This window comes from Corynebacterium falsenii, from assembly GCF_020099275.1.
Lineage (GTDB): Bacteria > Actinomycetota > Actinomycetes > Mycobacteriales > Mycobacteriaceae > Corynebacterium > Corynebacterium falsenii.
Genome location: NZ_CP083646.1, coordinates 542,645 through 564,945, shown reverse-complemented (window position 1 = coordinate 564,945; position 22,301 = coordinate 542,645). Strand labels below are relative to the sequence as shown.

At 64.8% G+C, this 22,301-nt stretch carries 14 protein-coding genes; 5 read left to right on the top strand and 9 right to left on the bottom strand.

Going from position 1 to position 22,301, the window contains the following annotated elements:
- The first annotated feature begins 620 nt into the window (after positions 1 to 620).
- Complete coding sequence (locus tag LA343_RS02620) at positions 621 to 1,865, top strand: aminotransferase class I/II-fold pyridoxal phosphate-dependent enzyme (protein WP_025401811.1); 1,245 nt, start codon at positions 621 to 623, stop codon at positions 1,863 to 1,865.
- Here LA343_RS02620 and bioD read toward each other — a convergent pair.
- The 3 genes from bioD to LA343_RS02605 all read right to left on the bottom strand — a co-directional run bounded on the left by bioD (position 1,855) and on the right by LA343_RS02605 (position 4,521).
- A complete protein-coding gene (bioD, locus tag LA343_RS02615; protein ID WP_025401810.1) occupies positions 1,855 to 2,556 on the bottom strand; it encodes a dethiobiotin synthase in 702 nt (233 codons plus the stop codon). The genes LA343_RS02620 and bioD overlap by 11 nt on opposite strands.
- Before the next feature lie 65 nt (positions 2,557 to 2,621).
- Complete coding sequence (locus tag LA343_RS02610; RefSeq protein ID WP_025401809.1) at positions 2,622 to 4,043, bottom strand: adenosylmethionine--8-amino-7-oxononanoate transaminase; 1,422 nt, start codon at positions 4,041 to 4,043, stop codon at positions 2,622 to 2,624.
- Between the two features lie 106 nt (positions 4,044 to 4,149).
- Positions 4,150 to 4,521, bottom strand: a complete 372-nt coding sequence (locus LA343_RS02605; protein ID WP_025401808.1) for a GntR family transcriptional regulator — start codon at positions 4,519 to 4,521, stop codon at positions 4,150 to 4,152.
- Between the two features lie 126 nt (positions 4,522 to 4,647).
- Between LA343_RS02605 and LA343_RS02600 the strand changes: the two genes are divergently transcribed.
- From LA343_RS02600 to LA343_RS02585, 4 genes are all read left to right on the top strand, one after another.
- A complete protein-coding gene (locus LA343_RS02600) occupies positions 4,648 to 6,057 on the top strand; it encodes an NYN domain-containing protein (protein ID WP_025401807.1) in 1,410 nt (469 codons plus the stop codon).
- A 49-nt stretch (positions 6,058 to 6,106) separates the two neighbouring features.
- Positions 6,107 to 8,200, top strand: coding sequence for a galactan 5-O-arabinofuranosyltransferase (locus LA343_RS02595; protein ID WP_025401806.1), 2,094 nt, complete (start codon positions 6,107 to 6,109; stop codon positions 8,198 to 8,200).
- 155 nt (positions 8,201 to 8,355) lie between these two features.
- Complete coding sequence (locus LA343_RS02590; protein WP_025401805.1) at positions 8,356 to 11,886, top strand: arabinosyltransferase domain-containing protein; 3,531 nt, start codon at positions 8,356 to 8,358, stop codon at positions 11,884 to 11,886.
- A 156-nt stretch (positions 11,887 to 12,042) separates the two neighbouring features.
- Positions 12,043 to 13,668: an NAD(P)-binding domain-containing protein gene (locus LA343_RS02585; protein ID WP_224209207.1), complete on the top strand. Its 1,626-nt coding sequence runs from the start codon at positions 12,043 to 12,045 to the stop codon at positions 13,666 to 13,668.
- A gap of 329 nt (positions 13,669 to 13,997) precedes the next feature.
- Here LA343_RS02585 and LA343_RS02580 read toward each other — a convergent pair whose 3' ends face one another.
- From LA343_RS02580 to alc, 6 genes are all read right to left on the bottom strand, one after another.
- Positions 13,998 to 15,062, bottom strand: coding sequence for a 2-oxo-4-hydroxy-4-carboxy-5-ureidoimidazoline decarboxylase (locus LA343_RS02580; RefSeq protein ID WP_224209206.1), 1,065 nt, complete (start codon positions 15,060 to 15,062; stop codon positions 13,998 to 14,000).
- Positions 15,063 to 15,110: 48 nt separating this feature from the next.
- Positions 15,111 to 16,586, bottom strand: a complete 1,476-nt coding sequence (gene guaD, locus LA343_RS02575) for a guanine deaminase (RefSeq protein WP_025401803.1) — start codon at positions 16,584 to 16,586, stop codon at positions 15,111 to 15,113.
- Positions 16,586 to 17,656, bottom strand: coding sequence for a PDR/VanB family oxidoreductase (locus tag LA343_RS02570; protein WP_025401802.1), 1,071 nt, complete (start codon positions 17,654 to 17,656; stop codon positions 16,586 to 16,588). The genes guaD and LA343_RS02570 overlap by 1 nt, the downstream gene beginning before the upstream one ends.
- A gap of 10 nt (positions 17,657 to 17,666) precedes the next feature.
- Positions 17,667 to 18,818, bottom strand: a complete 1,152-nt coding sequence (locus LA343_RS02565; RefSeq protein ID WP_025401801.1) for an aromatic ring-hydroxylating oxygenase subunit alpha — start codon at positions 18,816 to 18,818, stop codon at positions 17,667 to 17,669.
- A 136-nt stretch (positions 18,819 to 18,954) separates the two neighbouring features.
- Positions 18,955 to 20,742 carry a nucleobase:cation symporter-2 family protein gene (locus LA343_RS02560; protein WP_224209205.1) on the bottom strand — a complete coding sequence of 596 codons (1,788 nt, stop codon included), beginning with the start codon at positions 20,740 to 20,742 and terminating at the stop codon, positions 18,955 to 18,957.
- Between the two features lie 407 nt (positions 20,743 to 21,149).
- Positions 21,150 to 22,301, bottom strand: coding sequence for an allantoicase (gene alc, locus LA343_RS02555; protein WP_025401799.1), 1,152 nt, complete (start codon positions 22,299 to 22,301; stop codon positions 21,150 to 21,152).

The following is a 22,301-nucleotide window of genomic DNA, read 5'->3' as shown; positions in this document are numbered from 1 at the left end:
TTAACGCGGCGGCGTTACCCACCCGCGCTGGCACGAACCACACCAACCACACACCCATATACGGCATGCAGCCATGCGGCCAACGATGAACAATCAACAAGGTTGAAAAAATAATCATTCAACAGCACACAACAACACAAAACATGCCATCATGCACTGCACTTGGTTCATCACACTATTGAGTTCTCAAACAACTTACGCACACAACAAACCACCCACACCCACAAGATGTGGAGCTCATCGTGACAGGAATCCGAGCTTATACCAACCACACGCTACAAAGCAAATCCGTGGCGAACAGGATGTAAACACTCGGTGAACACCACTGCTACTTCAATGGAAACCGTCAGGGCCGTTGTCCTGCCGCACACCCACCACATCACCCAAGAACAATCTCGGTAACTATTGTGGTCACGGTCGCGGTGTCGGTCGCGCTGACTCGAATAAATCTACACACCCCACCACCAACACACAAATCCCCAGCTCACACCCCACAAACACCACCCAGCAACCACACACCATGGTGGCGTCGAACCACCAAGAAGCCGAACCACCAACCAGAACGGAACGGCCACAGGCCGCGACCCCACCGCCCGCGATTCGCGTCTACACTTCCTCCTATGTCCAGCAACCTCCCCACCCAGTGGTTCCAATCCATCACCGACCGTCTGGATACCTGGGACAGCACCGGCCTCACGCGCACCATGGCGGAGTTCTCCACCGGCCAGGACCCGATTTGCACCATCGATGGCGACTCGCGCGTGCTGTTTTCCTCCTCCAATTACCTAGGTCTTGCCCAGCACCCGCAAGTCGTGGGCGCAGCGCAAACAGCTTTGGAGATCTACGGCGCCGGATCCGGCGGATCGCGCCTCACCACCGGCACCACGGATCTGCACAACGGAGTGGAGCGCCGCATCGCCTCGTGGCTCGGCTACCCAGAGTGCTGCTTCTTCGCCACCGGTTATCAGGCCAACGTGGGCCTGATCTCCACACTCGCGGATGAAGCCACCATCATCTTTTCCGATCAGCGCAACCACGCTTCCATCATCGACGGCTGCCGCCTGGCCAAGGCCACCCGCGGCACACGCACTGTCGTGTTCCCGCACCGCGATGCCGCCGCGCTGCGCACGCTCCTTGCCGACTACCGAACCATCTACCCCGATCACCGCTTCCTTGTTATTAGTGACGGGGTGTTCTCCATGGACGGAACCTGCGCCGATCTGCCCAGTCTCGTGGACACCGCCCACGAGTTCGGGGCTCTCGTCATCGTCGACGACGCGCATGGAATCGGCACCATCGGCGCATCCGGCCGCGGCGTGATCGACGTTTCGCCTGATCACGCCCCCGATATCCTCGTCGGAACGGCCAGCAAGGCCCTTGGCGCGGAGGGTGGTTTCGTGTGCGCTCCCGAGCCCGTGGTGCGCCTGTTGCGCAACCAGGCTCGTAGCTTCGTCTTTTCCACATCGACCTCTGCCGCGAACATGGCCGCTGTCGGCGCGGCGGTGGGTGTGGTGCGCTCGGCCGGCTCGCCGGTGCCGCAGCTGCAGGCCAATTCGCTGGCTCTTCGCGAGAAGCTGCGCGATGCGGGCATCCTCGAGACACCTGAGACAGCGGAATCAGCCGTGCCCGCCGACCCCACCGAATGCTCGCCCATCATCCCCATCCCCATCGGCGCGGAATCGACCGCCATGGCCGTAGCCGCCGAACTGCGCAGCCGCAGCTTCCACGTGCCGGCGATCCGCTACCCCACCGTCCCCCGCGGCGCCGCGATCCTGCGGGTCACTGTGATGGCCACGCATAGTTCCTCGCAGATCACCGATTTTGTCGACGCCATTACGGACGCCCTCGCCCACGTCAGCGATTAAGCTCCCGGGGCAGCGATATCCACTGGCGGGCCCCGCGGACGAACTCTTCCTGAGTGAGCGCTCCCGCGCCCTGCGGGATCCCGCCGAGCCACGGCACGCGAGTGGGGCCGAAGCCGCCGGATGCGGAAAATTCCTCCAGCGTCAGCCCGGTCGCCAGGTCCGGGTCGGCGGGGACTGACCCGCCGATCAGCCCGGCGCAGCCCACGCCCCGGCGCTCAATGGATTCGAGGGTGAGCAGTGCGTGGTTGAGGCTTCCCAGGCCCGTGGTGGTGGTGACCACGAGGGGCGCGGAGAGTTCCCGGGCCAGGTCGGCGATGGTCCAGCCTTCGCCCAGCTCCACCATGAGACCACCCGCGCCTTCGACGAGAAGGAGGGTGCTGGTGGCGTCGGATGAAGAAGAGAGCGCGGTGAGCTCGGCGGCGACATCGGCGAGGTCGAGGGTGGGCATTCCGGCGCGGCGGGCGGCCATGACCGGGGCGAGGGGCTCGGGGTAACGGGCGCATTCGTGCAGGTCAGAGATGCCGGTGAGGGACTCGACGGTCGCGAGGTCCCCGTGGCCGGCGGGCTCGCCGGTTTGGATCGGCTTGGCCACGCGCACGTGCCAGCCCGCGTGCTCAGCAGCGGCGGCGAGGGCTGCGGTGGCGATGGTTTTGCCAACGTCCGTGCCGGTGCCGGTCATACACAGAATCATGAGGTCAACCTTTCTAATGTGCGCGTCTCATGTGCGCTTCCAATATGCACGCGGTCTCGAGAGGGCTAGCGCGCGAGCTGTGCCACGGTGTGTGCCATAGCGTTGACGATGGTGGCGATGTCCTCGTCCGTGCTGATGAACGGCGGCATGGTGTAGAGCAGGCGGCCGAAGGGGCGCAGCCACACGCCGCTATCCAGCAGCGCATCCGTGGCCGTGCGCATGTCGATGGGTTCGCGCATCTCCACCACGCCGATGGCGCCGAGCACGCGAACGTCTGCCACGGCTGGGTTGTCGGCGGGGCCGCAGACGTCGTGGAGTCGCTGCAGCCCGGTCTCGATGCGGGGCACGGATTCGCGCCAATAGCCCGACTCGATGAGGTCCAGCGCAGCGCCCGCGACCGAGCAGGCCAGGGGGTTTCCCATGAACGTCGGCCCGTGCATGAGCGCGCCGCCGCCGGACGGGGAGTCGATGCCACGGGCCACCCGGGCGGAGGTCAACGTGGCGGCGAAGGACATAAACCCGCCGGTCAGCGCCTTGCCGAGGCAGAGAATGTCCGGCAGCACTCCCGCAGCGTGGCAGGCCAGGGCGTGGCCGGTGCGGCCAAAGCCGGTGGCGATCTCGTCCAGGATCAGCAGCGTGCCGGTGCGGTCGCAGATCTCGCGCAGGCCGGTGATCAGCTCCGCGTCATGGAAGCGCATGCCCCCGGCGCCCTGGACGATCGGCTCCACGATGACGGCGGCGATGTTCCCGGCTTCGACAAGGCTGCGTTCCAGGTCGGCGAGGTAATCGGCCCGCTGCTGCTCGGTCGCCCCCATGACGGGCGGGGCGGGCACGAAGCGTTGGCGGGTGAGGGTGCCCTCCCACAGGGCGTGCATTCCGCCGTCCGGATCGCACACGCTCATGGGGCCTTGCGTGTCGCCGTGGTAGCCACTGCGCCAGGTGAGGAAGCGGTCGCGGTGGGGGTTGCCGGTGCCGCGTTGGTATTGCAGCGCCATCTTTAGCGCGACTTCCACGGCCACCGAGCCAGAGTCGGAGTAGAACACACCGTCCATGGGATCGCCGGCGTTGACTGAGCCGCTATTGACCCAGTTCACCAGCCGTTCGGCCAGCTCAGCGGCGGGCTGGTGGGTGAGCCCGCCGAACATCACGTGGCTCATCCGGTCGATCTGCCTGTGCGCCGCCTCCACGAGGTGCGGGTGGCCGTGGCCGTGGCAGGCCGCCCACCACGAGCTCATGCCGTCGATGACCGTTCGCCCGTCCGCGAGGTGAAGGTTCACCCCTTCCGTCGACGCCACAGCCTGCGCCGCCTGGAACGCGTCTGCATCGGTATCGGCCAGGGTCCGCGGCGCGTAGGGATGCCACACGTAGCGCTGATCGGCCTCGATGATGCGTTCGGCTGTCCACGGCTGCGCCGATGGCGTGGGAGTTCGTGGTTGGTCTGAGGGCGATTGCGCTGTTGGTGATTGCGCTGCGGGTGAAGCAAGCATGGTTTCACTGTAACGCACTGCTCACAGGCCAACTTGAACGGCGTTCACCTAACTCCCGGAAGCTCGATGCCCGGCGCGGGGGTCGATTGATTCGTTGCAAACGTCATTAATACAGCCCTCTGCTTTCTGCGACTTGGTCAACCAACGTGCGGACCCGCTGCTGATCCATCCCCAGCTTCACCGCTTCATCGACCATGGGGACCACGTACGCGGACACGAACGCCGCGCGGCGCAACTGCATGATCTTCTCCCGCGCGCCGTGTTGCACGAACATGCCCACGCCGCGGCGCTTGACCAGGACCTCTTGATCGACGAGCACGGTGAGGCCCTTGCGGGCCGTTGCCGGATTGATGTGGTGGAACTCTGCGAGCTCGTTGGTCGAGGGGGCCTGCGCTCCCTCGGGAAGCGAACCATCCACGATGGCATCCGCAATCAAATCCGCTACTTGCTGAAAAAGCGGTGCCGATGCCTCATCCATCTGACCTCCACCTTTCCCACCTAGTTAGTTGGTTAGTTACTTGTGTAACTAACCGTAGCACGATGTTTTCAGGCATGCTAGAGAGGAGATATAAGTTATCGAGCGAAATGAAATGGACTATGAACAATGCTGGAACGCACGCAAGTCTTTGTCGACACGTCTTACCTGCTAGCGAGCTTCTACAACTCCTGGGACACAGGCGCCCGGGCACAGTTAGAAATCGACCTCCCCGAGGTCGTATCCGTCCTCAACCATATGGTGCAGGACCAGCTTAAACAGCCCGTTCACCGCCAATTTTGGTACGACGGCATCCCCGAGTCCGGACCCCACCGCTACCAACGCAGCCTGCGCAGCGAACCCGGGGTTCAGCTTCGCGCTGGCCAGCTCATCGAATGGGGCGACCGCCGCACCCAGAAGGCCGTGGACACACGCCTGGTAGCGGACATGGTGCTCGCCGCCACCCGCGGGCACGTCTCCGACATCGTGCTCGTCTCCGGCGATGCCGACATGCTCCCCGGCGTGGAAGAGGCCGTCAACGCGGGCATCCGCGTACACCTCTACGGCTTCGGCTGGGACTCCATGTCCTCCGCCCTGCGCTTCGCCTGCGACACCACCACCATCCTCGACCCGCGCGAGGACTTCCGGGACACCATGCGCCTGCAGATCCTGGAAGGCCCGCTGCCCGCCGGCGACCAGCCCATGGAACCGGCACCCAAGCCGCTCGGCGACGCAACCTCCCCCGAGGAGCCCACGCCGTGCGTCCTCACTTCTCCCACCTCTCGGTCCGACGCCACGCCGAGCGAGCCCAGCCCCCAGGACGCTCCCGCGGGTGACCAGCCCCAGCAGCCCGAAGGCTCCACGGCGGATGAGCCGACCGAGGTGGCGTCGAACACCAAGGCCGAAACCGCACCCAGTGCCGAGGTTGACACAGAAAAAGCAGCCCCGGCGGAGCCTGCCGAGGCGCAGATTCCCGGGCCGGTGCGCAGTGGCCCGGAGGCCACGTCGCGCGGCACGCAGCCGACCGGTGCCAACGAAATCGGGGACAACGCTACAGCCGCTACAGCCGCCACAGATGCCACAAATGCTGCAGGCGCTGCAGACGGCACAGAGGATAACGACGGCGTCGACGAAGCCGAGCAGACCCAACAGGCCACCGAGGTCGGCGCCGCTGCGGACAAGAGCCCGGCCAGCGATGACAAGCCCAAGCCCCGCCCCAACCCCGGCATGATGGCGCGGCACCGCAAGCTCCGCAGCCGGTACGTGCCACTGCCCAACGAAGTGTGGGCGTCCTCGGGCGAGCAGAGCCCCTTCGACATCGGCCAGCAATACGCCGTGTGGTGGTACGACCACGCCGCCACCGAGGACCAGAAGGACAACGCCCACCTGCTCTCCGGCGGCGGGCTTCCCCCAGAGATCGACCGGCCGCTGCTGCAATTCGCGTGCGAGACGCTGCACGAATACACCCTCACCGAGACCCAGCGCGTGGGGCTGCGCGACGGATTCCACTCGGGCATCCGTGGCATCATGCTGCGCTAGCACCTCTCAAAGTCCTTAATGCCGTTCCGGGTATGCGAAAATTGAGGGCATGACTCAGCAGGATCAGGCCAGCCGACCCAGCACACCCGCCGCACCCGCCGGAGATTTCCTGCGCGTGCGCACGATGGTGCTGGAGATGATCCTCGCCGGCGGCGCGTCCGCTGTGCTGGCGCTCGTGGCCTGGGCCGTGATGGGCCACACCAACATGCCGGCCTTCAGCAACAGCTACGTGCTGCGCGCCCTGGCCGTCGCCGGCATCACCATCTCCATCGTGGGCACCGCCGTGGCCTGTTACTTCTGGGTACACCCGCGCAAAGGTCACCACACGCGGGCGTCCACCTTCCTTATCAAGGCCGTGGTGCACCTCGCCCCGGCGCTATTGGTGATCACCGCCATCGGCGTGCCGCTGGCCGCTACCCGCCTGTACCTCGACGGCATCAGCGTGGACCAAGTCTTCCGCACCCAATACCTCACCCGCATGACCAACCACCCCGGCTGGGAAGACATGGCCTACATGGACATGCCCTCCTTCTACCCCGGGCTGTGGTTCTTCACCGGCGGCATCTTCGCCAAGGTCACCGGCATCGCCGCATGGGCGGCGTACCAACCGTGGGCGCTCATCACACTGTCCGCCACCGGCGCGATGCTGGTGCCGGTGTGGCAGCGCATCACCGCCTCGCTGCCGACCTCCAGCGCCATCTCCCTGCTGACCGTGGCCGTCACCCTGGCCGTAGCACCCGAGGAGCCCTACGCCGCCATCGTCGCCATGGGCGTGGCCCCTGCCATGGTGCTCGGCTACCGTGCGGTCCGCGGCTCCACCCTGGCCATCCTCGGCATGATCGTGTACCTGGGGCTGTCTGCCAACCTCTACACCCTGTTCACCGGAATCTCGGCACTATCCGTGGTGGTGCTGGCCCTCATCACCGCGTGGAACCTGCGTTCCATCCGCCCGCTGCTGCGCGTCACCGCCATCGGCCTGGGATCCATCGCACTCGCCCTCGTGGGATGGGGACCCTACCTCTACGCCCTGGCCACGCGCCCCCACGGGCCGACCGGCAAGGCGCAGCACTACCTGCCCGAGATGGGCACGCAGATCCCCGCCCCCTTCTTTGAGTCGGTAGTGCTCGCCTTGCTCAGCATCATCGCGGTGATCTGGCTGGTGACCCGACGCCGAGACGCAGATGCCTTCAGCCTCGGCATCGGCCTCATCGTCAGCTACGCCTGGGTCATCCTCTCCATGCTCGTCACCGTCCTAGGAACCACGCTGCTGGGATTCCGCGTAGAACTGCCGATCATGCTCATCCTGTCCACTGCCGGCGCCCTCGGCATCACCGAATGGCTGCGTCAAGACCGGCCCCAGTTCATCACGGTGAACTGGGGAGCCCTCGCGGCGGCGTCGAGCAAAACAAAGGCAGAGGTGGCCGGTGACGACGTCGCCGTGAAGGGCGGACACTCCGCCGACGGCAACACGGTGTTCGTCCGCATCATGGCGATCGTGCTCGCCTTCTCCGGCATCTACTACGCCACCACGATCCCCAGCCTCAACGAGCGGCACATCGACTTGGCCTACACCGACTCCGATGGGAACGCCAACCGCGGCGACCGCTTCCCCGCGGACTCCACCGCCTACTACGCCACCATCGACAAGGTCCTGTTCGACAAGCTCGGCACCCGAGCGGGCGCGATCATCCTCACGGATGAGAAGAACTTCATGGCCTACTACCCCTACCACGGCTACCAGGCCATTACCGCCCACTACGCCAACCCGCTCGGCGAATTCGCCAAGCGCAATGACGAGATCGAAACCTGGACCAAGATCACCGACCCCGCGAAGCTCACCGCCGCCATGGACAAGGCCCAGGAGACCCACGGCTGGCAAGCCCCAGACGCCCTGATCCTGCGCGGGCAGTTGGACGTCGAAGGCGAGATAGACAAATCCGGGTCACTGATGCCCAAGGACGGGTCGCTGCCCACCGTCAAGGGCACCGGCGACGGCGAGTTCAGCTACATGATCGCCGACGACATCTACCCCAACCAGCCCAACGTGCGCTTCCGCACCGTGAAGTTCAAGGCCAAGGCATTCGCGGAAGGCTGGGACCTCAACCAGGTCGGCCCGTACGTCGTTGCCATCCGTCAGCGGTAGTCCCCGGCCGTCCCACGCACAGTTCCCCCAGCGGACTGCGACGGTGTTGAGATGATGCTGAGATGATGCTGCGATGATGTTGTATCCATCACGGTTAGCTTTTTTCAGCTAGAGCAGTTCGGAATGCCTGGTGTCGTCGCATAGAATCAACACCCGTGTCTACAGTCCAGCAGCAGAAACGAACAGAAGAAGGGTTTTCCGATTCCGCAGACAGCGGCGCGGCAGACAAGCGCCGCCGGATCAAGCTGATCTCGATCATCTCCGGCTTCCTCGGATTCTTCCTTTTCCTCTCCATCCCATTCCTGCCCGTCAAGCAGGAACAGGCCAGCTTCAGCTGGCCGCAGGGCGGGGACCTCACCTCCGTGACGGCCCCGCTGATGTCCTACGTCCCGCAGGACCTGGACATCTCGCTGCCGATTGAAGAGACAACAAAACTTAACCCGGGCGCGACCACGGTGCTTTCCACCGTGCCCCAAGACGCACAAGAGGCCACGCTACGCGGCCTCTTCGTGCGCTCCACGGACAACGGCCTAGATGTGGTCATCCGCAACGTGGTGCCGCTGAGCATCCCCAAGGATGACCTGAGCAAACTCCCCGCCAACGCCGTGCTGCGCATCACCAGCGATTCCACGAAGACACACGTGTGGATCCCCGACGCAGACCGCCCCGATGGTCAGCCCTACGATTCCACCATCAACGATGACATCCGGCCGATGCTCACGGGCATCTACTCCGAGATGGACAACACCCCAGCCAACACCCAGGCTGCGGAAGCTGCTGGACTGAAAGTCGACGTCAAGGTCGACTCCCGCTTCACCACCTCGCCCTCGCTGATTAAGACGCTCGCGATGTGGCTGGGCATCCTCGCCACCCTCGTGTCCCTGTGGGCCCTCTACCGCATCGACGCCATGGACGGCCGCCGCCGCTCCGGGCGCTTCCTGCACAAGAACTGGTGGAAGCCGCGCCCGCTGGACGCCGTAGTGGGCTTCGTCTTGCTCGCCTGGTACTTCGTGGGCGCCAACACCGCCGACGACGGCTACCTGCTCACCATGGCCGAGGAATCCCAATCCTCCGGCTACATGGCCAACTTCTACCGCTGGTTCGGTGTGCCCGAATCTCCCTTCGGCTCCCCGTACTACGACCTGCTGGGCCTCATGGTCCACGTGTCCACCGCCTCCATCTGGATGCGCCTGCCCTCCCTCATCGCGGGCATCATCACGTGGCTCGTGCTCTCGCGCGAAGTCATGCCCCGCCTCGGCACCAAGATCAACTCCCGGCGCGTGGCCCACTGGACCATGGCCAGCATGTTCCTGCTGTTCTGGATGACGTACAACAACGGCACCCGCCCCGAGCCGATCATCGCCATGTTCAGCCTCCTAGCCTGGGTCTCCTTCGAGCGCGCCATCGCCACCCGCCGCCTGCTCCCCGCCGCCATCGGCACCATCCTGGCCACCCTGGCCCTCGGCGCCGGACCCACGGGCCTCATGGCCGTCGCGGCCCTGCTGGCATCGCTCGGTTCGCTCATCAAGATCGTGATCCGCCGCCTGCCCATGCTCGGCGCCCCGAAGGGCTCGAAGCGCTCCACCTCCATCGTCGCAGTACTGGCGCAGATCGCCCCGTTCCTGGCCTCCGGCACGGCCATCCTCATCGCCGTGTTCGCCGACCAGACCTTCCGCACCGTCATGGAAGCCATCAAGGTACGCAGCGCCATCGGCCCATCCGTGCCCTGGTACCAGGAATACCTGCGCTACGAAGCGCTCCTCGAGCAGACCGTGGACGGCAGCTTCCCCCGCCGCTTCAGCATGCTCATGCTGTTCTTCTGCTTCGCCGTGGTCATCGCCTCCATGCTGCGCAACGGCGGGCGCGTGCCCGGTGCGGCCAAGGGCCCATCCACCCGCCTGACGCTCATCATCCTGGGCACGATGTTCTTCATGACGTTCGCGCCCACCAAGTGGACCCACCACTTCGGCGTGTACGCCGGCATCGGCGCAGCCCTCGCTGGCCTCGCCGCCGTGGCCGCCAGCCACGTTGCCCTACGCTCGCGGCGCAACCGCATCCTATTCATCGGCGCCTCCCTGCTGCTGTTCGCCTTCACCCTCGCCGGCACCAACGGCTGGTGGTACATCAGCTCCTACGGTGTGCCGTGGTGGGACAAGACCATCCAGCTCGGCGGCATCCAGGCCTCCTCCGTGATGCTCGCCCTCTCTCTGCTGGTGCTCGTGTGGGGCGTGCTCGTCGGCTTTCTCTCCGACGCCCGCCACGCCCGCGCCGAAACCACCCAGGACCTTCGGGATATCGACGCCGCCGAGCGCAAACGCCTCCGCCGATTCAACGGTGTCGCGGCCGCGCCCATCGGTGTGCTCACCAGCATCGTGGTGGTCTTCACCCTGCTCTCCCTCACCAAGGGCTTCATTGGCCAATGGCCGGCATACACCGTGGGCAAGGGCAACGTCGAGGCCCTCACAGGCAACACCTGCAACCTGGCCAGTGACGTGCTCGTGGAGAAGAACACCAACGACTCCTTCCTGCCCGTCGCCGACGGCAGCCCGCTCAAGGACTCCCTCACCACCGAGGGCAGCACCGGCTTCAAGCCGAACAACATCCCCGCCAAGATCCAAGCCGGCTCCGAAGGCTCCTCGGAGGCAGCCACCGCCACCACCCAAGGAGACCAGTTCTCCAGTTCCGATAGCAGCAACACGACCGCCGGCTCCGGAACGGATAAGTCGGGAACGGGCGACGTTGAGGCGTCGAACCAAGATAGCCCCGAGAAGACAAACAACAACGAGGCCGCACCCACGGCCTCCAGCAACCCCAACGACTCCGGCACGACCGGCGGCACGCGCAAGACCCCCGGCATCAACGGCTCCTACGCGCAACTGCCCTTCGGAATCGACGGCAACAAGATCCCCGTGGTCGGCAGCTACCGCGACGGACTGCAGGAACCCGCGCAGACCACCACCAAGTGGTACACCCTGCCGCCGCGCAACGCCGACACCCCGCTCATCGTGTTCACTGCCGCCGGGCGCATGGCACACAACGACATGAACGGCGTGTTCCAGTACGGCCAGGAAATGAAGGTCCAGTTCGGCGAGAAGGAACCGAACGGGAAGTTCAAGGTCATCAGCGACTACGTGCCGCTCGACATCGGCACCGGGCCGGAGTGGCGCAACATGCGCATCCCCATGTCCGTGGTGCCGCAAGACGCCACCGACATGCGCATCGTCGCCGTGGACACGAACCTCACGCCCGACCAGTGGCTGGCGTTCACGCCGCCGCGCGCTCCCGAAATGGAGGGCCTGAACCAGTACCTCGGCAAGAACGAACCGGGCCTGCTGGACTGGTCCACCGCCTTCCAGTTCCCCTGCCAGCGCAACTACCACCACTGGGCAGGCGTGGCCGAGGTGCCGAAGTTCCGCATCTCGCCGGACCACAGCGCCCGCCGCGCGCACACGCCGGTGATGGACTACGCCGGCGGTGGCTCCATCGGCCTCATGCAGATGACCACCCAGCCGAACGAGGTTCCGACGTACCTCAACAACGACTGGCAGCGCGACTGGGGCGTGCTCGACCGGCTCTACACCTACCACTCCGTGACGGGGCAGGCGCCGAAGCCGGCGAAGCTCGATGTCACCACGGTGACGCGGTCCGGGCTGTGGTACCCGGGGCCGATGAAGTTCTCGTCGTAGGGCGCTGGGGCCGGAGCCGCTGAGCTGGCTGGGGCCGGTAACGCGGTATTAACAAAACCGTAGTTCGCACGACTCACAGCGCTCCTAGGGTGAAAGCAATCGCGGAACGCACACGCCTTCCGCGCGGCTTTTCCCTCGAATGATCAGGAGCTCATCGTGACCACCAGCCTCTCCAAGCCCACGGTCCACCGGCATACCTTGCCAGCCGACCAACGCCCGCCGGCGATTGATGGGATGAGGGCGGCGTCGAGGTTAAAGGAACTAGAGGCCGGCGCCCGGCGCGAAATGGAAATCCTCGGCCACAACCACGACTGGGTACCCGACCCCTCCGACGGCGCGTACAACGTGCTCATCATCGGCGGTGGACAGGCGGGGCTCGGGGCCGCGTTCGCGCTGCAACGGCACCGAATCGGGAAGGTAAAGATTCTCGACGCCGCCCCAGCCGATTCCATCGGATGCTGGTCGCGGTACGCGCGGATGCACACGCTGCGGAGTCCAAAGAATATGAAAGGCATCGAGTTGGATGTGCCTTCGTTGCACACTGAGTCGTGGTTCCGGGCGAAGTACGGGGACGAAGCCTGGGAGCACACCACGCTCGTGCCGCGGCTGGACTGGCACGAATACTTGGAGTGGTACCGCACGGTCACCGACGCGGATGTGGACTTTGAAACAGAGGTGACGGAAGTGCTGCCACCGAGCGAGCCGGGTGGGGCGTTTACCGTTCGGGCGCGGCGCGGTGGCGACGGCGACGGCGACGGCGGTAGTGAGGGCGTGGAGTACCGCGCGCAACGGGTCATTTTCGCCCTGGGGCTCGACGGCGGCGGCGGAGCCTTCGTGCCATCTTTAATCCGTGAGCTGCCGCATAAGTTCTGGGTGCACACCGAGGACATGATCGACTTCTCGCAGTTCGAAGGGCGGCGAGTGTTAGTGGTCGGCGGCGGCGCTTCCGGCTTCGACAACGCGGGTACGGCCTTGGAGGCAGGCGCGGAGTCGGTGACCTTGTTCCAGCGTTCGGCGCAGGTCGCCACGAAGAACTCGCTGCGGTGGATGGAGTTCCCCGGCATGCAGGAGCGCTTCTTCGACCTGCCGGACGACAAAAAGTGGGAGTTTGGCCTGTTCAACGGCGGCCTTCCCCAGCCGCCGACGCAAGCGAGCATCTGGCGCGCGTTCGCCTTCGACAACTTCTCGCTCCATGAGGGCACCACGATTCAGTCGATTGAGGTGATCTCGGATGGTGACGCCGCTGGTGGCACAGGTGGCACGGAGGAGCTGCTGGTCACCGACAATCACGGCGACGTCACCGTGGTCGACTTCATCATCTCCGCAACGGGCTACACCGTGGATCTGGCCCTGCGGCCGGAGCTGCAGGAGTTCGTGGGCGACATTCAGCTGTGGAGTGATCAGTACTCCCCTGCTGCGGGGCACCCGATGGGCAAGTGCCCGTACTTGGGCGATGGGTTCCAGTTCCAGCCGAAAGCTGGGGCTGAGGCTGAGGCAGAGGTTGGGGTTGAGGCTGAAGCTGGCGCCGATCCGGCCGAATACATTCCCCGGCTGTACCACTTCTCTACCGGGGCGCGGGCTTCCCATGGCCTTGCGGGCAACCAGCTTTCCGGCATTTATGCAGGTATTACTCGAATGTCCGCGCGCATCGCCACGGACATTATGGCCGAGAACTGGGACGATTTCTTCGAGGACTTCAAGGCTTTTGAGCATGTCGAAGTCACCAATGTGGGTCGCCACAAAGAAGGCGACCCCTGGTACCCCCAGCAGCCGCGCTACTAGGCAGCGAGCTCTGCGTGTACGAATGCCGTGTTTTGTGAGGTAGCACATTTGACCATCTGGTCTTTTGTGCCCGCGAAATCCACAAACCACGGCATTCGTACATGTCCCTGCTGGGTTTTCCGGATCGTCGGTCCAGACCGTGCCGCGCTGATCTGCACGCTGATTTGAAGACCTCCAATCGCCTGAACCCTCCGCCTTCTCACCGCCAGCGGTGCTTCACTTGTGACAATGTTGTGTTTTGAGGGGTTACAAAAATTTCGACCTGGGGTTTTGCAAAGTGAATTTCGACAAAACACAACATTGTCACATCTGAAGCCCGGCGCTCACGCTCAGGACCCGCGGTACGTTGAGTAGCCGTATGGGGACAGCAGCAATGGAATGTGGAGATGCGACGCCCCCGCACCGAGGTCCACATCGTCCACCCGGAACGTCACATCGACCCAGGGATACAGTCCACGAATACCGCGTGCAGCAAAGTAAGAGTCCGTGTCGAACCGCAGGTTGTACACGCCGGCCCCCAAGCGATCGGCGAAGGAGAAACGGCCGTCAGCGTTGGTCTCTCCGCTCTCCACTACCGACTGACCAGGATTGACAGTCGCATCGCTGCCGACACCTGCACTTTCCTCAGCACTGTTGGCACTGTTGGCGATGGCACTGCTGGCACTGGCACTGCTATCGCTGCTGGTACCGCTACCACCACTGACCCATTGAATCAGTTGCAGCTCGAAATGCACCCCAGACGCCGGAAGCCCAGTGGATGTGTCCAGCACATGAGTTGATAGCGTCGGGCCGGTCACACCCAGAGACTCCAGCATCTGCCGCATCCGCAGCTCATTGATTGCCGCAAGGTTGCCCAGCACCTCACTCCACTCAGCTTCGGGTGTGTTGGTGAGGCGCTGCTCGAGGTTGGCCAAGATCTGCCCTGCCGTCAACCCCGCCGCACGAATGAGGAACGTGTAGCCAAAGCGCCCTCGGTACTCTTCGTTGAGTGCGCGAATCGTGGTGAGGGGATCAGCACCATCGCCTTCACCACCGCCTTCGCCACCTGCGCCCTGATCACCCAGGGCCGCCGACTGCTCCGATTCCGACAGCGACCCCTTCTCCACCGAACCACCAATCGGAGGATGCGCATTGACGCTTTCCAAAATGGCATCTTCGGGCAGGTCACGGAGCAATTCCTTCATTTCGTCGACGGCATCATCCGCCGTTGCGAAAGGACGCGCCGCCACCACCTGCTCGGCCAGCTGCGCGCTGCAGAAAAGCGGTTCAAGCAGCGAAACAGCTTGCCGCTCAGGGGCGTGATTAAACGCTTCGACGCCGCCAGTCTCGCCCTTCCCCGATGCCGTTCCCGATGCCATTACCTCGATCCTCTCTTCAGTGATGTGTTCATTCATTATTGCCTGCCGCTTCCGCATAGTGTCATGGTGCATAGTGTCATGGGGCTACCCGCGCTCCACGGCACGTGCCGGTCGCCCGTGCACCCAGACTTCGCGAAGGACGCGCTCGTCGGCAAGGAGGAACGTCGCGAACAGCGCTTCCTCGGTGCTCCCACCAGGGCCACCACCGGAAGCACCACTGCACGCGTCCCCAGACACACCACCGCCCAACCGCGCCGCCAGCGCCGGACACGCCGCCGGATCCACCACCAGCACGTCCGCATCCTTGCCCACCTCCAGGCTCCCCACGTGCGCATCCACACCCAGCGCCTCCGCGCCGGCGAGCGTCGCCAGGTACAGCATCTGCCCCGCGTTCACCGGGGTGCCGAGCAGCCGCGACACCTTGTATGCGTCCGCAGCCACGGACGGCGCCCACAGACTCGGCCCAGCACCGACATCCGATCCCAGCCCCACGCGGACGCCCGCGTTCCAGGCCGTTGTGGCGTCGAATAAACCAGACCCCAAAAACAAGTTAGACGACGGACAGTGAGCCAACCCCGCCCCTGTCTCCGCGATGCGGTGCAGCTCAGCAGGCGACAGGTAGATCGAGTGCCCCAGGATGCTGCGCTCGCGGACCAGGCCGCGGCTGGCGTACACATCCGTGTAGTCGGCAGCCTCCGGGTACAGCTCGCGAACCCACTCGACCTCGCCGCGGTTCTCCGCCAGATGCGTCTGGATCACCACAGTGGGAAACTCGCGCGCCAGCTCTCCCAGCGCGTCCAGTTGCGCAGGCGAGCTCGTGGGGGCGAATCGCGGCGTGATCGCGTACTCCAACCGGCCCACGCCGTGCCACGCTTCGATGAGCGCACGGCTGTCGGCGTAGGCGGTGTCCGGGGTGTCCAGCAGCGGCTCGGGGGCGTTGCGGTCCATGCACACTTTGCCGCAGATCACGCGCATGTCCCTGGCCTGGGCAGCGCGGAACATGGCGGCCGCGGAGTGGGGGTGGCTGGTGGCGTACACGCTGGCGGTGGTCACGCCGTGGGCGATGAGTGCATCCGCGAACACGTCTGCTTTCGCCTCGGCGAAGGCGCGGTCGGCGTAAGCCTGCTCGGCGGGGAACGTGTAGGTGTTCAGCCAGCCGAGCAGCTCTTCGCCCGGGGAGGCCACCATATCGAGCTGCGGGAAATGCACATGGCAGTCCACGAACCCAGGCAGCAGGAAGCAGCCACGGTGGTCGCGCACGGTTACCTGGTCCGCTGCTTGTTCCGCGCACTCCGCACGCACGCTGGCGTAGTCTCCCACGGCTTCGATCGTGCCCGTGGCGGTGTCGATGGCGATGGCTCCGTCGGGAATATCTTTGATCTCGACGCCACCAGCCTCTCCCCATCTCACCTGCCCCTGTCGGAGTGCTGCGGAGCCCTGGGCGAGAGGGGTGAGGACGTGGCCGCGCAGGATCATCACGCCGCTGGGGTTGGGGCTGCCGATGGGGTTGCCGCTGCGGTGTGCGGTCTGGGGCTGCTGAGTGTTCACCGAATCCAGCATTACAGATCCAACACCAACTCCGCCGAGCGACTGCGCGAACAACACACGTTGATCTGCGTGTTCGCCTGATGCTCAGCCTCGCTTTGCACCTCATCGCGGTGATCCGGCACGCCGGAGACCACTCCCGTGATGCACGACCCGCAGATGCCCTGCTCGCAGGACAGTTCCACGTGGTAGCCGTGATCGGCCAATACCTCTGCAATGGTCTGCTGTTCGCCGACGGGCATGCGCTCGCCCGTGGAGTGGGCAACCACCTCGAACGCCTCGCCCGTGGTGTCCACCGGCTCGGAGAGCCGGAATCGTTCCACGTGGATGGTGTCTTCCGGCCAGCCTGCGTCTCGCGCTACTGCCACGGCATGGTCGATGAAGCCGGCCGGCCCGCAGATATACACGTGGTCACCGGGCTGATATTTCCGTGGCAGGGCGGTGGCAGTGCGGAAGCTGGGTTCCTCGTCCGAGTAGTGCTGGTGCCACGCCGCCTGCGCGGTTGGTGCGGTTGGCACGGTTGGCGCTGTTGGCACGGTTGGCGCAGTTGGCGGGTCGGGTACAAGGACACTTCCGATGTAGTCCGCCAGCGGGGCGTCCCGGCGCGTGGAGGCATACGTGTGCAGCTCGAACTCCTCGCCCGCCCCGACCAGGTGCTGAGCCATGGCGGCCAGGGGTGTCACCCCGATGCCGCCGCCAAGCAGCACGTGCTGTCCTCCGGCGGTGTGGTGATCCCCACGAGCCAACGGAAAGGTGTTCCGCGGCGCGGAGATGTCCACGATGTGGCCGACGCGCAGCACGTCGTGGATCAACCGCGAGCCACCACGGGACTGCGGCTCCCGAAAGACGGCTATGAGATAGCGCTGGGGTGTGGCGTCGGAGTTGATGAGGGAGTACTGGCGAATGGCGTCGCGGCCATCGACGGGAAGATGGATATCGATGTGCGAACCCGCGCTGGCCTGCGGGAATGCGCCGGTAACGGGGCGGAGTTCGACGATGAGGACGTCCGGTCCACCCCAGGTCACGGAGTGCACGTAGGCCTCAATAGTGCCGGAGGGCGTGCTGGCAGACATGCTGGTTGTCATGCTCGCCCCCTTACGCCGTGAAGAACTCAGACAGGCCGAGGGCGCGCAACGCCCGCCGGTACGCGATGGACGACTTGTCCGCGGGGATGTGCACCTCCAGCTTCGGATCGAGCGGGAGGTTCTCCGGCTTCTGGGCCTCCACCATCGCGCGGTCTTCCTCGAAGACTTGGCGGTTGAAGTCGTAGACGTCCTGCACGGGCTGGTCGGTGTCGAAGTTGCGGCAGCGGGCGTCGAACAGCCGAGTCTTTTTCGCCGAGACGGGGCTCGCGGCGTTGAGCATCGACAACCGCGCTCCCCCGGGGAAATGCACCACCAACGACGCCGCAAAAGGCACATGCAACCGGAAATGCCGCAGCCACTGGAAGCCTTCCGGAACGTCCAGCTCCACGCCGTGCGGGACGTTCGGCATGGTGGACCAGTACTCGGCCTCGAAGCCATCGTCGGTGAGCACGGGGGTGTAGTTCGGCACTTCCTCAATGGCGGCATCGGCGAAGGAATCGGCGTGGACGAAGGGGAAATGCGCCACGTCCAAGAAGCCCTCGACTTGGCGGCCCGCGAAGGCCTCCACGTCGATATACGGGCAGTTGATCTGCTGGAACTCCGGCTCGTCCCAATGCGGCACCGGCGGGATGTGTGCGGCGGGGTCCGCCGCCTCCCCGGCACCGGCCTCCCCGGCGCGGACGGCCAGGCAGGTCCACACCAATCCATAGCGCAGCACCACACCGTAGGAGCGCAGATGCATCTTCTCCGGGATCTTGTTATCCGGGTGCGCCGGAACCGAAATGCACCGGCCGCCCTTGCCGAAGCGCAGGCCATGGTACGGGCACTTGATGCCCTGGCCATCGCCCTGGTCCGAACCCATGGACAGTTTCATGCCGCGGTGCGGGCAGAGATCGTCAGCGACAATTATCTCACCTTCATGGCGGTACACCACCAGCGGCATGTCCAGCAGCGTCACGCCCATCGGCCCCTCGGTGACATCCTCAATCCGCGCCACCGGGTACCAGTAGCGGGCGAGGATCTGCCAGTCACTTGGGATGAACGTGAGGGTACGCGGCAGCGGCAGGTCGCCTGGGTTCTGGCTGGTCTCGCGCGCTTGATGCGTGTTGTCGGTCGGGGTGGTTGCGGCAGTCGGGGCGGTCTGTCCGCCACGACCTGCCATTCTGCGCAGGCTAGTAGTCACAGGGTGTCCTTATCGGTCGGTTGCTCAGCGGGGTTGTGGGGGTCTGCGCGGCCCTACGCCCCGTGCGCGATCTGGCCCACCGGCCAGCCCGCGTACCGCTCCGTGATCACTGAGTTCATGGCGTGCCCGCCCCTTCGAGCGCGCGCTTGGTCTCGGTCGCCGTCTTTTTCTCGACGCCACCAGGCTCCCCCACCTCAGCGTCCGCCTCGCTGGCCAGCTCTGCGCTGACCTCGGCTGCGCCCAGCGGGGTGGTCTCCGCACCCATGGTCTCGTCCACATGACCATTGCCTTGGCGGTTAATCAGCAAGTTCAGAAGGATAATGCTGATTGCGCCCATCGTGATTCCCGAATCAAGGATCATGGCGAAGGTCTTCGGTAGGGCGTCGTAAAAACCAGAAGAAATAGAGGGCAACAGGGCGATGGACACAGACACGCCGACGATGAGAGCGCGGGTCTCATTCCATTCGATGCTGGCAAGGGTGCGGATGCCCGAGGCGGTAATCATGCCGAACAGCGCGATGCCCGCGCCGCCGAGAACCGGGGTGGGGATCGCGGCCACGGCGCCACCGAGCTTCGGCAGCAAGCCGAGGGCAATGAGGATCACGCCCGAGGCGGTCACCACGAAGCGGGAGAACACGCGGGAGAGGCTCACCAAGCCCACGTTCTGCGCGAATGCCGTGTAGGGGAACGTGTTGAACACGCCGCCGAGGAGGGTGGACAGGCCGTCGGCGCGCAGGCCGTTGCCGAGCACCTGCTTGCTTGCGGGGCGGCCGGTGATCTTGCCGACGGCGATGATGTCGCCCGTGGTTTCCGTCATAATGACGAGGCCCACGATGGCCATGGTGAGGATCGCGCCGATCTGGAAGGTGGGAAGGCCAAACTGGAAGGGAGTGGGCACGCCGATCCACTCGGCCTTGTGCATCTCAGTCCAGTTCGTGGCGCCGAAGAGCTGCGCGACGATGGTGCCGACGATCACGCCGCCGAGGATCGCCATGGGGCGCCAGCTGGCGGAAGAAAAGCGGTGAATGACAACGACCGTGAGGAGCGTGACCAGGGCGAGGAGGAAGTTCAGGCCGCCGCTGAGGTTCGGGGCCATCTTGTCCGAGACGATCCAGCCGGCGGGGACCTTCATGAGGGAAAGACCAATGATCGTCATGATGGTGCCGGTGACAATCGCCGGGAAGTACTTGACGATCTTCGAGAACACGGGGGCCACGGCGATCATGATGAGGCCAGTGGTGATGACGGAGCCGTAGATGGCCTGCACTCCGAATTGGCTTCCGATGGCGATCATGGGGGCCACGGATACGAAGGACACGCCCTGGATCAGCGGAAGGCGTGAGCCGAACTTCCAGAAGCCGACGGACTGGATGATGGAGGCGATGCCTGCCACGAACAGGTCCGCGACGATGAGGTGGTGGATATCGGACTGCTGCAGCTTGCCCGCGGCGACCATGGCTCCGCCGACGATCAGCGGCACGGCCACGGCGCCTGCGTACATGGCGAGGACGTGCTGGAGGCCGAGGATGAAAAGCTTGCCGAAGGGTGGGCGCTGGTCCACGGGGTGCGGGGTGTTGGGGGTTGCAGCGGTGGTGGCCGCTGTTGTGGTGTTTGCCATGGCGGTAGTCGAAGTGGTGGCCGGGGTGGTGGTCGCAGCGGTGGAGGCCGTGGCGGTGGAGGCCGTGGCGGTGGAGGCCGTGGCGGTGGAGGCCGTGGCGGTGGAGGCCGTGGCGGTGGAGCTGCGACGCATGGAGACCCTCGACCTCGCTGTAGTTACCCCGGACTTCACTCGATTTGTAGCGCTGGCCCAGATCGTGCGCTCAGCCTCTGCGCGGGCTCGGGCTTTCGCTGCGGCTGCTTCAAGTCTCGCTGTGGCTAATGCCAGGCTGTCTCCGGTTGTCATGATCAGGTCTCCTCATCTCATCATCGGGGCCGGTGTTGCGCCGATAGGGATAAGTCTGATCGATGAATGTTTCGCAGCAGTTAAACAGCGATTACATATAGAAAGCGATGGCCGGGGATCTGTTTTCAGCGGTGTTAACGGAGCCAGAGCATTGGCGGGACTGGAAAGTAAAAGGTCAAGGGGAAGGAGAAGGGGTTTCCGTGGCGTCAATGACCCCGTCAAGGGAAAAGTGCAATTTTGGTCAAGGCAGAACTAAGCAAAAAGCAGGTTTTTACGTAGTTTTGCCTTGACAAAATCTGACCAAATCTCCATTGGCATCTCAGGACCCCCACACAGCCTCGACGTGGAACAGCATTGCACGTTCCGGGAAGCCCTCAACGCATCGAATGCTTCCACCACGCAGCAATTCAGCGTTCCCAGCGCGCCTCGAGCTCGCGCAACCCCGCACCCGTCAACGAGCCAAACACGCGCAGCCGTGCCAAGCCTCCGTCCGGGTACACGTCCAGACGCACGTGGGTAATCGGAAGGTCGCGGGCTTCCTCGGATACCGCGAATCGGTGGCGCGTGTCCGGCAGAACCCGGCGCTTGGATACCAATTCGATGATCTCGGGCCCAGCATTGCTACCAGCACTGCCATCACTGCCATCAGCATCCACACCAGCACTGCTCGCACCGCCATCGCTGCCATCAGCATCCACGCCAGCACTGCCATCAGCATCCACATCACCGCCAGCGTTCCACCCGGTCAGCCGGATCTCCCCCGGCGCGTTGAACACGAAGTAGCTCGTATCCACCTCCACGAACTCCGGGACGCTCTCCCCAGCCAGCCGGATGACGACATGGTCGTTGCCACCATTGCGGCGTCGAGCATTTTCCCAACCCCCACCCATATTGATCGCCCGGCCGAGGCTCAAGATCTGGTTCGGCGAGGAGTAGAACATGTTGGAACATTCGGTGACCCACCCGCCGTGCTCGATCGCCGCGAGGTCCACCGTGGACCCCAGGAACTGCGGATTCGGCGCGGGGATGCCGTGGACGCGCAGGCGAGCGATGCCACCGTCCGGAATCATGATGAGCTTCACGTGCGTGACCCGCGTCTGCCCGGCCGCACTGTCCGGGTCGATGGCCACGGCGTGCCGCGTATCGCCCTGCGCGTCGGTGACGCCAACCAGGTCGAACCACTCACTATCGGGCAGCGCGGCGATCTCGTCTGCGGGGAGGTAGTCGTCAATGCAGATGCCCTTGACCGCGAACTGCGGCGGGTAGTTGCCGGTGAACCAGGAGGTGTCTACGACCACGCCGCGGATGTGGCCGGGCACGCCGAGGCGGACGATGGCGGCATCGTTGTGGCCAATTTCCTCGTGGCGGCGCCGGCGTGTTTCCCAGCCGTCGTAGACCTTGCCTTTGTTGCCGAACAGGGCGGGGTCGAAGGCGGGGTCGTGGGGCATGATGAGGTTCTCGCGCTCGGCGAAGGACTCGTCGCTGGCCCAGATCACTGATCCCGCGAGCTGGCGATTGGCCAGGTCGGGGTAGTTTTCGAAGTCCTGGGGTGTGCTCAT

Coding starts and splice junctions, on each gene's coding strand:
- LA343_RS02605 (WP_025401808.1), bottom strand. CDS start 4,521: ATGGATGAGGCATCGGCACCGCTTTTTCAGCAAGTAGCGGATTTGATT.
- LA343_RS02610 (WP_025401809.1), bottom strand. CDS start 4,043: ATGCTTGCTTCACCCGCAGCGCAATCACCAACAGCGCAATCGCCCTCA.
- alc (WP_025401799.1), bottom strand. CDS start 22,301: ATGAGCACACCCCAGGACTTCGAAAACTACCCCGACCTGGCCAATCGC.
- LA343_RS02580 (WP_224209206.1), bottom strand. CDS start 15,062: ATGAATGAACACATCACTGAAGAGAGGATCGAGGTAATGGCATCGGGA.
- LA343_RS02565 (WP_025401801.1), bottom strand. CDS start 18,818: ATGGCAGGTCGTGGCGGACAGACCGCCCCGACTGCCGCAACCACCCCG.
- LA343_RS02570 (WP_025401802.1), bottom strand. CDS start 17,656: ATGACAACCAGCATGTCTGCCAGCACGCCCTCCGGCACTATTGAGGCC.
- bioD (WP_025401810.1), bottom strand. CDS start 2,556: ATGATTCTGTGTATGACCGGCACCGGCACGGACGTTGGCAAAACCATC.
- guaD (WP_025401803.1), bottom strand. CDS start 16,586: ATGCTGGATTCGGTGAACACTCAGCAGCCCCAGACCGCACACCGCAGC.
- LA343_RS02560 (WP_224209205.1), bottom strand. CDS start 20,742: ATGACAACCGGAGACAGCCTGGCATTAGCCACAGCGAGACTTGAAGCA.
- LA343_RS02600 (WP_025401807.1), top strand. CDS start 4,648: ATGCTGGAACGCACGCAAGTCTTTGTCGACACGTCTTACCTGCTAGCG.
- LA343_RS02595 (WP_025401806.1), top strand. CDS start 6,107: ATGACTCAGCAGGATCAGGCCAGCCGACCCAGCACACCCGCCGCACCC.
- LA343_RS02620 (WP_025401811.1), top strand. CDS start 621: ATGTCCAGCAACCTCCCCACCCAGTGGTTCCAATCCATCACCGACCGT.